Source organism: Allobosea rubneri, from assembly GCF_032464875.1.
GTDB classification, from domain to species: Bacteria; Pseudomonadota; Alphaproteobacteria; order Rhizobiales; family Beijerinckiaceae; genus Allobosea; species Allobosea rubneri.
Map to the genome: position 1 here is coordinate 56,409 of NZ_JAWDID010000030.1, position 11,063 is coordinate 67,471.

Sequence of the window (11,063 nt, forward strand, 5' to 3'; positions counted from 1 at the left end):
TTTGCCGTCATCTGAGGTGCTTTGGCGAGGGCGGAGAAGCTACCCTCGCGAGCTACCCATCTGCGTCGTCCCGGACGCCAAAAGGGGGCCCCCGGGACGACCTTGTTCTGACAATCGGCGAAGATCAGCCCGCCCGCGCCTTCTTGATGCGCGCGAGATCCGGCGGCGTCGCCTCTTCGGTCAGCGCCGCGATCACGGCCTCGAGGCTCATCACCGTCTGGGCCTGGCTGCCGAGACGACGCACGGTCACCGTCTTCTCCTCGGCCTCGCGCTTGCCGACGGCGAGGATCACCGGGACCTTCGCCAGCGAGTGCTCGCGCACCTTGTAGCTGATCTTCTCATTGCGCAGGTCGGCGCGGGCGCGCAGGCCGGCCGAGAGCAGCGCCATGGTGACTTCCTCGCCATAGGCGTCGGCGTCCGAGGTGATCGGCGCGACGACGATCTGCTCGGGCGCCAGCCAGAGCGGGAAATGCCCGGCATGGTGCTCGATCAGGATGCCGACGAAGCGCTCCAGCGAGCCACAGATGGCGCGGTGGACCATCACCGGCTGCTTCTTCTCGCCGTCCGAGCCGATATAGAAGGCGCCGAAGCGCTCCGGCAGGTTGAAGTCGACCTGCGTCGTGCCGCACTGCCAGTCGCGGCCAATGGCGTCGCGCAGCACATACTCGAACTTCGGCCCATAGAAGGCGCCCTCGCCCGGATTGATCTCGGTCTTGATCCGGTTGCCGGACTGCTTCGCGATCGTCTCCAGCACCCTGGTCATCACGTCTTCGGCGTGGTCCCAGACCGCGTCGGAGCCGACGCGCTTCTCGGGCCGGGTCGAGAGCTTGATCACCAGCTCCTCGGTGAAGCCGAAATCCTCGTAGACCGAGAGGATCAGGTCGTTGATCTTCATGCACTCGGCGGCGAGCTGCTCCTCGGTGCAGAAGATGTGCGCGTCGTCCTGGGTGAAGCCGCGCACGCGCATCAGCCCGTGCAGCGCGCCCGAGGGCTCGTAGCGATGGACATTGCCGAACTCGGCCAGCCGGATCGGCAGGTCGCGATAGCTCTTCAGCCCGTGCTTGAAGATCTGGACATGGCCCGGGCAGTTCATCGGCTTCAGGGCGAAGACCTTGTGGTCGCGCTCCTGGTCGGCCGGGTTCTCGAAGGCCGAGGCCGACTTCACCGCGAACATGTTGTCCTGGTACCAGCCCCAGTGCCCCGAGGTCTCCCAGAGCGACTTGTCGAGCACCTGCGGGGCGTTGACCTCCTCATAGTCGACGGCGAGGCGCCGGCGCATATAGGTCAGTACCTCCTGGAACAGCCGCCAGCCCTTGGAGTGCCAGAACACGACGCCCGGCCCCTCCTCCTGGAAGTGGAACAGGTCCATCTCGCGGCCGATGCGGCGGTGGTCGCGCTTCTCGGCTTCCTCGATCTGCTTGAGATGGGCGTCGAGGTCCTCCTGCTTGGCGAAGGCCGTGCCGTAGAGGCGGGTCAGCATCGGATTCTTCGAGTCGCCGCGCCAATAGGCACCGGCCACCTTCATCAGCTTGAAGGCGTTGCCGACCTTGCCGACCGAGGTCATGTGCGGGCCGCGGCAGAGGTCGATCCAGTCGCCCTGCGCGTACATCTTCAGCGTCTGGTCCTCGGGAATCGCGTCGACCAGCTCGACCTTGAAGGCCTCGCCCTTGTCGCGGAAGAACTGCTTCGCCCGGTCGCGGCTCCACTCTTCCTTGGTGAAGGGTTTGTCGCGCGCGATGATCTCGCGCATCTTCTTCTCGATCGGCGCGAAATCCTCCGGCGTGAACGGCTCGTTGCGGAAGAAGTCGTAATAGAAGCCGTTCTCGATCACCGGGCCGATGGTGACCTGCGTGCCGGGATAGAGCTCCTGCACCGCCTCGGCGAGGACGTGGGCGCAATCGTGCCGGATCAGCTCCAGCGAGCGCGGATCCTCGCGGGTCAGGAACTCGATCCTGGCATCGGCGGTGATCGGATCGGCGAGATCGACGATCGTGCCGTCGAGCGCCATGGCGACTGTGCGCTTCAGCAGCGAGGGGGAAATGCCACCGGCGAGCTCCTTGCCGGTGATGCCGGAGGGGAATTCGCGCTTGGCGCCGTCAGGAAAAGTCAGGGAGATCGTCATCGATCGCGCTCCTGCTCACTCGGGGATACGAGCCCCGTAAGTCAAGGCCGGCTGCCTTTGAGGGGCGCGGCCGGCAGCCGGATCGGCGCGCGCCGGCCTCGCCTATACGAGCGGGAGAAGGCAGGCAATCGCCGAATGGCTTTTCCTGCCCAAGCTGTCCGTTTCGTCACGTTCCGGTCAGGTCGCGGCAAAGCAGGCTCGCCCAGCATCGCGGCCCCGCCAAACCGGAACCCGCGCCATGCCCCGTAGTCTCGTCCTGCTTCTCGCCCTCGCCATGCTGGCGCCGAGCTCGGCCTTCGCCCAGACCCCGGCCCGCAAGGCGATACGGGACGCCTGTGCCGCCGATTTCCAGAAGCACTGCCAGGGCATCCAGCCGGGCGGCGGCCGCCTCGCCGCCTGCTTCAAGGAAAAGCAGGCCACCTTCTCCGCCGACTGCGTGGCGACGCTGCAGATCGCAAAGACTCAGCGGCGCTCCAACTGATCGCCGTCTTCGGCGGCTTCGACCGGTGGCGCATTCACTCCGCGCCAGCGGCCATAGACCCAGGGCTTGTACCAGGCGCCCTGGGGCGGCAGTTCCTCGCAGACCAGGTCGATGCCGGAGGTGCCGAGCGGCGTGCAGCGGCAAATCCGCGCAAAGCCGACCCAGCCGCCGGCCCAGAGCCCGTGGCGCTGGATCGCCTCATCGGTATAGCTCGAGCAGCTCGGCCAGTGCCGGCAGCCCCGCCCGACCAGCATGGAAAGGCTCAGCTGGTAGCCCCGGATCAGCAGATGCGCACCCCGCCTCGGAGCCAGCGCGATCATGCGTCGCCAGGAAAGGCTTTTTTCAGCATGTTTAGGCAAGTATGACATGGCTTGCCTCAAGCGGCTTCACCGTCACCCGATTCCGCCTTCCGTAATAGTGGTCATGATGCGCGCTCGCTCCTTCGCAAACACCCTCGCCCTCTCCGGGCTGATGCTTGCCCTGGCCGCGGCCGCACCGGCGCAAGCCCAGCAGCGACCTTACCTGATCTGGCTCGACGCCGCCAAAATCGACGTCGCCAAGGTGATCGGCCTGCCGCCGGGCCAGAACAGCCCCGAAGCCAAGGCCGAGTTCGAAGAGGTCCAGGCGATCTCCGGCGCCCGCACGCCGGAGCGCGAGAAGGCGGCGATCGCCGACCAGTACCAGACGCTGTCGGCCTTCCTGAACGGAATCGACCACGCCTATGTCGAGAACACCCACCGCGAGGTGCGGCTCCTGATGCGCGAGGCGCAGATCGAGCTCAGCATCCTCCTGAAGAGCGTCAACCGCCTGACCAACCGCACCCGCCCCTTCCTGATGTGGAGCAAGGTCCGGATCAAGCCCTGCCCGGGCGGGCGCCCGAGCGGCACCTCCTTCCCCTCGGCTCATGCCGCGACCGCCGCCCTCTATGCGACCCTCCTCTCGGAAGCGGTGCCGGAGCTCGCCGACAAGTTCGAGGCGCGGGTCAAATCCTACAATGAGAGCCGGCTCGTCTGCGGCTTCCATTTCCGCAGCGACCTCGAGGCCGGCGACAAGATCGGCCGCGTCGTCGGCAAGGCCCTGCTCGCCGACCCGACCTTCCGCGTGCGCTACAATGAGACGCTGCCGGAGATCCGCCTCGCCTTCGGCCTGAAATAGCCGGCTCAACCCGCCGCCATCTCGCGCCGCTTCGCCTCGATCTGGCCGATCGCGTCGACCACGGCGTCGAAGGTCAGCATGGTCGAGGCATGGCGGGCCTTGAACTCGCGCACCGGCACCAGCACGGCAAGGTCACCCCATTTGCCGTCCGGTGGCTCGGCATTCTCCTTCAGGATCGCCCTCGCCCGCTCGCGAATCTCGCGCAGCTCCGCCGCCGTCGAGCCGACGACATGCCGGGCCATGATCGAGGATGAGGCCTGCCCGAGCGCGCAGGCGCGCACATCGTGACCGAAGCCGGTGACGACGTCGCCGGCCATGGTGAGATCGACGGTCACCGTCGAGCCGCACAGGCGCGAATGCGCCGTCGCGGTCGCGTCCGGTTCCGGGAGCCGCTCGAGCAGCGGAATGTTTCCTGCCAATTCCAGGATGCGCTTGTTATAGACTTCGTTCAGCATCGGCCGCCCCGGCCGGGTCTGGAGTTGCCGGCTTTCGCACCCAATATAGAGTGCCGGCGCTCTTTCCGGGAGGGCGTCCGATCTATTGGACGAGCAGGGCGAACTTGTCTGTCACGCCGGCCCGCATGAGCAGGCCGGCAAAACCGTAACGGGAGGCTCCACATGGACAATGTGGTTAAGTCCTTGTCCGTAGAGCGGGCGATCAGCCCCTCCGCAGGCAAGTTCATCATCAAGCAGCCGACGCAGGCCCAGGCGGAGGATGCGGTCCGCACCCTGATTCTCTGGGCGGGCGACGATCCGTCGCGGGAAGGGCTGCTCGAGACCCCGGCCCGCGTCGCCAAGGCCTATCGCGAGCTCTACCGCGGCTATCAGGAGGATGCCGGCGCGATTCTCGACCGGGTCTTCGAGGAAGTCGACGGCTACCAGGACATGGTCCTGGTCCGCGACATCCCGTTCCATTCGCATTGCGAGCACCACATGGTGCCCTTCGTCGGCAAGGTCCATATCGGCTACTACCCGAATGGCGGCGTCGTCGGCCTGTCGAAGCTCGCCCGCGTGGTCGATGTCTTCGCAAGGCGCCTTCAGACTCAGGAGACGATGACCGCTCAGATCGCCCATGCGATCGAGACGTCGCTGAAGCCGCATGGCGTCGCCGTTCTCGTCGAGGCCGAGCACATGTGCATGTCGATGCGCGGCGTGCAGAAGCAGGGCTCCTCGACGCTGACGACGCAGTATACCGGCCGCTTCCGCGACGCCGCCGAACAGGTACGTTTCTTCACCATGGTGAAATCGCCCGGACTTTGACCACTCCGTCATTCCGGGCAAGCGCAGCGCAGTCCCGGAATCCATCGTAGAGTGCCGCCACCCTTCGATGGCTTCCGGATCGCCGCCGCTGCGCGGCTCGCCCGGAATGACGACGACCGCGACAGAGCCAGCCCACCCAGGAACCCAGCATGACCGCCTACCCCAGCCTTTCCGACAAGCGGGAGATCGAGGAAGGCGCCGTGCTCGCGCCGAAATTCGACCGCGACGGCCTCGTCACCTGCATCGCGACCGATGCGAAGACCGGCGAGTTGCTGATGGTCGCGCATATGAATGCCGAGTCGCTGAAGCGCAGCATCGAGACCGGCGAGGCCTGGTACTGGTCGCGCTCGCGCGGCGAGCTCTGGCACAAGGGCGACACCTCGGGCCAGGTCCAGACCATCGTCGAGATGCGCGTCGACTGCGATCAGGACGCGCTCTGGATCAAGGTCAATGTCGGCGGCGACGGCGGCTGCTGCCACACCCACCGGCGCAGCTGCTTCTATCGCTCGGTGCCGCTGCGCCATGAAGCCGGCGCGCCCCTGACCTTCGCCTGAGGCTGGGTATTGGCAATCCTTAAACCAAGCTTTCATATTTATTTCAAAAGCGGGCGATAGCCGCTGTGATCTTCGGCGCCGTTCACCTTGCGCTCATCGGCTGGCACGATTCTGGAACCTCCACGGAGGACCGTGCCGATGATACTGGAGAACATCGCCAGGCGTGCTTTCGGTTTGGGCGGCGGTGGAGCTGCGATGAACGATCTCACCATCGAACCCGGGCTGCGCTATGGCCGGCCGCGGATCGGGCTGGCGCTCGGCGGCGGCGCGGCGCGCGGCTGGGCCCATATCGGCGTGATCGGGGCACTCGCTGAAGCCGGATACGCGCCGGATGTGATCGCCGGCACCTCGATCGGCGCGGTCGTCGGCGGCTGCTTTTCCGCCGGCAAGCTCGATGAGCTCACCGAATTCGCCCTCGGCCTGACCAAAAGGCGCGTCGTCGGCCTGATGGATTTCCATATCGGCGGCGCCGGCCTGATCGGCGGCGGCAGGCTGAAGCGGCTCCTCGAGCGCGATCTCTCCGGAATCCAGATCGCCGATCTCCCGCAGAAATTCGCGGCCATCGCGACGGAGCTCGGCACCGGCCACGAGATCTGGCTGACGCGCGGCTCGCTGGTCGACGCCCTGCGTGCCTCCTATGCGCTTCCCGGCGTGTTCGACCCGGTCAAGCTCGGCGGCCGCTGGCTGATGGACGGCGCGCTGGTCAATCCCGTGCCGGTCTCGGCGGCGCGCGCGCTCGGCGCCGATGTCGTGCTCTGCGTCAATCTCAACACCGACATGGGCGGGCGCGGCACCGTGATCCAGTCGCATGGTGCCGACCCGGACCCGGAGACCTTCGATCCCGAGCAGCCGCCGCCGGTCTCCGGCTGGTTCGGCGGCATGAAGGAACGGGTGCGCGGCTTCGTCGGCCGCAACAACGACCAGCCCGGTCTGGCCGGCGTGATGATCGACGCCTTCAACATCACCCAGGACCGGATCTCGCGCTCGCGCCTCGCCGGCGACCCGCCCGATGTGATGATCGGTCCCAAGCTCGGCCGCGTCGGCCTGTTCGACTTCCACCGCGCCGAGGAGGCGATCACGCTCGGGCGCCAGGCGACCGAGCGCGCGCTCGACGAGATCGCCGCCGTGATCGCGGCGAACCGGGTGCCGCTTTCCTGAGGCTTCACAGCCGAGGCGCTGTCTCACTGTCATCCCGGACGCAGCGAAGCGGAGATCCGGGACGACCCACGGCGGCAGCGATCAGGAGCCTTCGATCAGAAGGGGAGCCACGCCCCTCAGGCCATCGCGATATAGTCGCGCATCGCCTTGCTCTCGGCCTCGATCTCGGCCACCCGGTGCTTGACGACGTCGCCTATCGAGACGATCCCGGCGACGCGCCCCTCCTCCATCACCGGCACATGCCGGAAGCGGCCCGACGTCATGATCTCCATCAGCTCGTCGATGCTGGTCTCGCGCCGGCAGGTCACCACCTTGGCCGTCATGGCGCGCGAGACCGGGCTCGCCAGCGCCTCGGCGCCGCTGGCCCCGATCGCCCGGATGATGTCGCGCTCGGAGAGGATGCCGAGCAGGCTGCCATCGGCCCCGGTCACCACCACGGCGCCGATGCGCTTTTCGGCAAGCGTGCCGGCAGCTTCGCCCAGCGTGCGATGAGGCTGGAGCGAGACGACTTCGTGACCCTTGTTTCCGAGGATGTGAGCGACGTTCATCGAGTATTCCTCCGACGATAGGCGCCACAAAGGGCGCGCACAGGCCACTGGAACCACTGCAACGCCGCCAGCCGACAGGTCGCCCCCATCTGCGATCCGGCGCTACGCTGGATCGGTTCGAATGTGAGCGAACTCTGCGGCGACGGCAAGGCGGTCCTGCGCATACTCGCAGGGGTTGCAGGACTCAGCGTCGGCGAACAGGCCCGCGGTCGAGCAAGGGGAAGAGCAGCAATCCGGCCACGAAGCCGCCGATATGCGCCTCCCAGGCGATGCTTGTCTCCTCGCCGAGGATCGGCACCAGCCCGGCACCGAACAGGATGTTGGTGACGAACCAGATCACGATGAACAGGAGTGCCCGCGAATTGCGCCACAGGCTGCCGAGCGGCTCGGCCGGGATCGCCCGCACCGCCTCGTCATGGCCGAGCCCGCCGAAATGCACGCCGGGCGAGAAGACGAAGCGGATCGCCGCCGCCGTCGCCCCGGAGACGCCGGCCGAGATGCCGACCAGCGGCAGCACGTCGAGCTCGCGCGACCACCAGTGCAGCAGCGCGCCGGCGATGGTCGAAAGCGCGATCAGGTTGAGGAAGCGGCCGGTGCCGAGCCGGCGCGCCACCGGGCTGCCGAAGGCGGCGAGCCAGACGACGTTCGAGATCAGGTGCAGCCAGGAGCCATGGAGCAGCCCGTAGGTCAGCAGGGTCCACAGATGCGCGCCGCCATCGGCGAGCAGCAGCCGCACCAGTTGCAGGCGCTGGCCGAACTCGACGCTGCCGGCGGGGCCGAGTGACTGGGCGAGTTCGTCGAGACGCTCCGGCGAGAGCCACAATGTCAGCCGCGCCGGTACGAAGGCGAGCCAGGACATCACGACGAAGTCGTCATAAGCGCTGAGCAGTTCGCGTGCGCCCTGCACCAGCACGAGCGCCGCGATCAGCCAGACCACGGCAGCCGGCAGGTTGAGGATGGGCTCGCTCGGAGGGGGCCGAAGACGGTCGTCTGGGTTCACGGACATCGGGCCCTTCACTGGCTCAAGCGCGGGCTCCAGGCAATCGGAAAGGTCGGCAAAGGAAAAGGGGAGAGCGCGAGCCCTCCCCTTTCCTGCCCCCTGGCCGGTCGCGTCCCCACGCCACCCCGTCAGCCGGATGCCGACACGCAGCGCGCGACGGCGAATTCCGCATGCAAGATAGATCGCATTTTACACGGTTATCCACAATCCTAACGCTTTATTAACCCTAACAGACCCCCACCGGCCAATCTCGCCACGCTACGATGGCCAGACGGCACGCACTCTGCGTCCCTCGCTCAGCCAAGGACTCAAACGTCTCTGATTCGTACGGATGCGCCCCGATTTGGGACGTAACCCGCACAAATCGGAGGACGCAGGACCCGACTGGACAATGCTATGAAGAACCCGAGCACCCGCCTGGTTTTTAACTATTGGGACGAGTTGCGCGGCGAGCGTAACGCCCCGGAGCGCGGCGAGATCGAGCCCGGCGCCCTGCGCCACGCGCTGGCGGATACCTTCGTTCTGGAGAACGAGCCGATCGGTCCGGTCTTCCGGCTCGCCGGCACAAGGCTCTGTGCCCTGTTCGGGCGCGAGCAGCGTGGCCGGGCCTTCGCTGCGCTCTGGCCCGATGTCGAGACCCAGGGCGAGATGCGCCGCCTGGTCCAGACCGTGATGGACGAGACCGCAGGGGCGGTCGCCGGCCTCTCTGCCGAGACCATCGGCGGCGCGAGCGTGCATCTTGAACTGCTGCTGCTGCCGCTGCGCTATCGCGGCCGCACCCATGCCCGCGTGCTCGGCGCCCTCTCCCCGGCGGTGACGCCGGAATGGCTCGGCCTCGACACGCTGGATTCGATGCGGATGATCTCGCTGAGGATGATCTGGCCGGGCACCCCGTCGCCCCGCCATGTCGAGGCGCCTATTGCCGACAGGCGGCCGAAACTGATGCTGCTGCCCGGCGGGCGTGCCTGAAAAGGCTAACCAACTCTTAACCAGCGACCCTCTAGGGTAACTCCGGTTAAGAACCGGAATCCCTCATGCTGACCGCGCCGAACAATCAGAGGAGAGCGGCGGCGCCTGTCGAACGCAGGCGTCATCAGCGTATGAAGGTCGTGCTGCTCGGCCGCTACATGCTGCCGAACCGCATGGAGTATCCCTGCCAGACCACGGACATCTCCCCTGGCGGCCTGCACGTCACCGCTCCGGCCAAGCCGGCGACCGGCGACCGCGTCATCATCTATCTTGAGCATCTCGGCCGCATTGAGGGCCACGCTGTCCGCAATACCCCGGACGGCTTCGCCATGACGATCACCGCGACGAGCCGCAAGCGCGAGAAATTTACCGCGCAGCTGACCTGGCTCGCCAACCGCGACGAGCTCGGCCTGCCCGAGGATCGTCGCCATGAACGCGTCGTGCCGCGCAATCCGCGCTGCGTCGTGACGTTGGAGGACGGCACCGAGCACTCCGTGCGCGTGATCGACTTCTCGCTCTCCGGCGCAGCCTTCGCCTCCGACCATCAGTTCACCATGGGGGCACCCGTGCGCCTCGGCAACACGGCCGCCAAGATCGTCCGGCGCTTCGACGGCGGCTACGCCGCCGAATTCCGCATGCCGCTCTCCGCCGACCTGCTCGACGAGAATCTCGAGCTCTGATCGGCCGCGGCCCGCAGGGCCGCATCGCTCCGGATCCCGCCACCGAGAGAACATCGGATCGCCAAGCCGCGTCCGGCAGGACGTTTTGCGATCCACGCACGCGACGTCGCCGGACGGCACTCCGGAGGTCGACGGCTCGCGGCCTCGCCTCTGCCCCTGAGATCTCGACCGCCTCCGCCGTGCCGGCCTCGCGCCGCCGACCTCCCGCGGCTGGTTAACAAATCCTTGCACGAGCGCTCAAAATTATTACAATGAATTTTATACTTGGTTTGTACTGAAATCCGCCGCCAGAAGAAAAGCCGATTTAGATAAAATTGCTCGCTTTCACTTCAAGCGATCTCTATGGCCGCAAGTCAAAGTCATCCCCGGGACAGGAAAGGGGACGACATGCTTTCGAAGGTTCGGGGATATCGCAGCTGCCTGATCGCCGCTGCCATCGGATTGGCGGCGACGGCGGCGCAGGCCCAGTCGCAGAGCGCCGGGCTGCCGGTCGCCAGCGCGCCGATCATCGCCAATGGCGATGCGAGGGCGCCTTACGCCTGGACGGATTTCTGCAAGCGCACCCCCTCGGAATGCGCCGTGAACACCCAGGAAGACGATACGGTCGAGCTGACGCCGAAGCTCTGGAAGACGATCGTCGCGACCAATCTCAAGGCCAACCGCGAGATCGAGGCGGTCACCGACCAGGATCACTGGGGCGTCGTCGATCGCTGGGACATCCCGACCGACGGCAAGGGTGACTGCGAGGATTACGTGCTCCTGAAGCGCAAGCGCCTCGCCGAGGCCGGCGTTCCGCGCCGGGCCATGCGCGTCACCGTGGTGATCGACGAGGACAATGCCGGCCACGCCGTGCTGATGATCCGCACCGACCGCGGCGACCTGATCCTCGACAACAAGCGCAACGCGATCCTGCCCTGGAGCCAGACCGGCTACACCTATGTGAAGCGCGAATCCCAGGCCCGTGTCGGCTGGACTTCGCTTGGCGGCCTGTCGACGCCGACCGTGGCGTCGCTGCGCTGAACTGAACCAAACCGCGCCGGACGGGGACCAGGGTCCGGCGAGGTCGAGAAAGACGGCGGCGGCGGCCCGTTCGAGGCGCCGGCCCCGCCGGAAAGATGGCGCGGCCCGGTCACGTCC

At 66.8% G+C, this 11,063-nt stretch carries 13 protein-coding genes; 8 read left to right on the forward strand and 5 right to left on the reverse strand.

What is annotated here, in order from left to right:
* Positions 1-124: 124 nt before the first annotated feature.
* A complete protein-coding gene (gene thrS, locus RKE40_RS18585; protein ID WP_316019715.1) occupies positions 125-2,122 on the reverse strand; it encodes a threonine--tRNA ligase in 1,998 nt (665 codons plus the stop codon).
* Between the two features lie 238 nt (positions 2,123-2,360).
* Between thrS and RKE40_RS18590 the strand changes: the two genes are divergently transcribed.
* The gene (locus RKE40_RS18590) at positions 2,361-2,603 is read left to right on the forward strand and encodes a cysteine rich repeat-containing protein (protein WP_316019716.1); all 243 of its coding nucleotides are present in this window, start codon (positions 2,361-2,363) and stop codon (positions 2,601-2,603) included.
* Here RKE40_RS18590 and yidD read toward each other — a convergent pair.
* Complete coding sequence (yidD, locus tag RKE40_RS18595; protein ID WP_316019717.1) at positions 2,585-2,923, reverse strand: membrane protein insertion efficiency factor YidD; 339 nt, start codon at positions 2,921-2,923, stop codon at positions 2,585-2,587. The two genes, RKE40_RS18590 and yidD, sit on opposite strands and share 19 nt — an antisense overlap.
* 103 nt (positions 2,924-3,026) lie before the next feature.
* Between yidD and RKE40_RS18600 the strand changes: the two genes are divergently transcribed.
* Positions 3,027-3,758 carry a phosphatase PAP2 family protein gene (locus tag RKE40_RS18600; protein WP_316019718.1) on the forward strand — a complete coding sequence of 244 codons (732 nt, stop codon included), beginning with the start codon at positions 3,027-3,029 and terminating at the stop codon, positions 3,756-3,758.
* A gap of 5 nt (positions 3,759-3,763) precedes the next feature.
* Here the strand turns inward: RKE40_RS18600 and RKE40_RS18605 are convergent, their stop codons facing one another.
* Entirely contained in the window at positions 3,764-4,213 is a 450-nt protein-coding gene (locus RKE40_RS18605) for an iron-sulfur cluster assembly scaffold protein (RefSeq protein ID WP_316019719.1), read from the reverse strand.
* Between the two features lie 162 nt (positions 4,214-4,375).
* On the opposite strand from RKE40_RS18605, the gene folE reads away from it, so the two are divergent.
* The 3 genes from folE to RKE40_RS18620 all read left to right on the forward strand — a co-directional run bounded on the left by folE (position 4,376) and on the right by RKE40_RS18620 (position 6,729).
* Complete coding sequence (gene folE / locus RKE40_RS18610) at positions 4,376-5,017, forward strand: GTP cyclohydrolase I FolE (protein ID WP_316019720.1); 642 nt, start codon at positions 4,376-4,378, stop codon at positions 5,015-5,017.
* A 149-nt stretch (positions 5,018-5,166) separates the two neighbouring features.
* Positions 5,167-5,571 carry a phosphoribosyl-AMP cyclohydrolase gene (gene hisI / locus RKE40_RS18615; RefSeq protein WP_316019721.1) on the forward strand — a complete coding sequence of 135 codons (405 nt, stop codon included), beginning with the start codon at positions 5,167-5,169 and terminating at the stop codon, positions 5,569-5,571.
* Between the two features lie 195 nt (positions 5,572-5,766).
* Positions 5,767-6,729 carry a patatin-like phospholipase family protein gene (locus RKE40_RS18620; RefSeq protein WP_316019722.1) on the forward strand — a complete coding sequence of 321 codons (963 nt, stop codon included), beginning with the start codon at positions 5,767-5,769 and terminating at the stop codon, positions 6,727-6,729.
* Positions 6,730-6,845: 116 nt separating this feature from the next.
* Here the strand turns inward: RKE40_RS18620 and RKE40_RS18625 are convergent, their stop codons facing one another.
* Both RKE40_RS18625 and RKE40_RS18630 read right to left on the reverse strand, forming a co-directional pair.
* The gene (locus RKE40_RS18625) at positions 6,846-7,277 is read right to left on the reverse strand and encodes a CBS domain-containing protein (RefSeq protein ID WP_316019723.1); all 432 of its coding nucleotides are present in this window, start codon (positions 7,275-7,277) and stop codon (positions 6,846-6,848) included.
* Positions 7,278-7,461: 184 nt separating this feature from the next.
* A complete protein-coding gene (locus RKE40_RS18630) occupies positions 7,462-8,283 on the reverse strand; it encodes a rhomboid family intramembrane serine protease (RefSeq protein ID WP_316019724.1) in 822 nt (273 codons plus the stop codon).
* 390 nt (positions 8,284-8,673) lie between these two features.
* Between RKE40_RS18630 and RKE40_RS18635 the strand changes: the two genes are divergently transcribed.
* From RKE40_RS18635 to RKE40_RS18645, 3 genes are all read left to right on the forward strand, one after another.
* A complete protein-coding gene (locus tag RKE40_RS18635) occupies positions 8,674-9,246 on the forward strand; it encodes a PAS domain-containing protein (RefSeq protein WP_316019725.1) in 573 nt (190 codons plus the stop codon).
* A gap of 65 nt (positions 9,247-9,311) precedes the next feature.
* Positions 9,312-9,926, forward strand: a complete 615-nt coding sequence (locus RKE40_RS18640) for a PilZ domain-containing protein (protein WP_316019726.1) — start codon at positions 9,312-9,314, stop codon at positions 9,924-9,926.
* A gap of 387 nt (positions 9,927-10,313) precedes the next feature.
* A complete protein-coding gene (locus RKE40_RS18645; RefSeq protein ID WP_316019727.1) occupies positions 10,314-10,946 on the forward strand; it encodes a transglutaminase-like cysteine peptidase in 633 nt (210 codons plus the stop codon).
* The last annotated feature ends 117 nt before the right edge of the window (positions 10,947-11,063 follow it).

What these genes read in the sequence shown, in the direction of transcription:
- thrS (WP_316019715.1), bottom strand. Translation starts at nt 2,122, where the DNA reads ATGACGATCTCCCTGACTTTTCCTGACGGCGCCAAGCGCGAATTCCCC.
- RKE40_RS18590 (WP_316019716.1), top strand. Translation starts at nt 2,361, where the DNA reads ATGCCCCGTAGTCTCGTCCTGCTTCTCGCCCTCGCCATGCTGGCGCCG.
- yidD (WP_316019717.1), bottom strand. Translation starts at nt 2,923, where the DNA reads ATGATCGCGCTGGCTCCGAGGCGGGGTGCGCATCTGCTGATCCGGGGC.
- RKE40_RS18600 (WP_316019718.1), top strand. Translation starts at nt 3,027, where the DNA reads ATGATGCGCGCTCGCTCCTTCGCAAACACCCTCGCCCTCTCCGGGCTG.
- RKE40_RS18605 (WP_316019719.1), bottom strand. Translation starts at nt 4,213, where the DNA reads ATGCTGAACGAAGTCTATAACAAGCGCATCCTGGAATTGGCAGGAAAC.
- folE (WP_316019720.1), top strand. Translation starts at nt 4,376, where the DNA reads ATGGACAATGTGGTTAAGTCCTTGTCCGTAGAGCGGGCGATCAGCCCC.
- hisI (WP_316019721.1), top strand. Translation starts at nt 5,167, where the DNA reads ATGACCGCCTACCCCAGCCTTTCCGACAAGCGGGAGATCGAGGAAGGC.
- RKE40_RS18620 (WP_316019722.1), top strand. Translation starts at nt 5,767, where the DNA reads ATGAACGATCTCACCATCGAACCCGGGCTGCGCTATGGCCGGCCGCGG.
- RKE40_RS18625 (WP_316019723.1), bottom strand. Translation starts at nt 7,277, where the DNA reads ATGAACGTCGCTCACATCCTCGGAAACAAGGGTCACGAAGTCGTCTCG.
- RKE40_RS18630 (WP_316019724.1), bottom strand. Translation starts at nt 8,283, where the DNA reads ATGTCCGTGAACCCAGACGACCGTCTTCGGCCCCCTCCGAGCGAGCCC.
- RKE40_RS18635 (WP_316019725.1), top strand. Translation starts at nt 8,674, where the DNA reads ATGAAGAACCCGAGCACCCGCCTGGTTTTTAACTATTGGGACGAGTTG.
- RKE40_RS18640 (WP_316019726.1), top strand. Translation starts at nt 9,312, where the DNA reads ATGCTGACCGCGCCGAACAATCAGAGGAGAGCGGCGGCGCCTGTCGAA.
- RKE40_RS18645 (WP_316019727.1), top strand. Translation starts at nt 10,314, where the DNA reads ATGCTTTCGAAGGTTCGGGGATATCGCAGCTGCCTGATCGCCGCTGCC.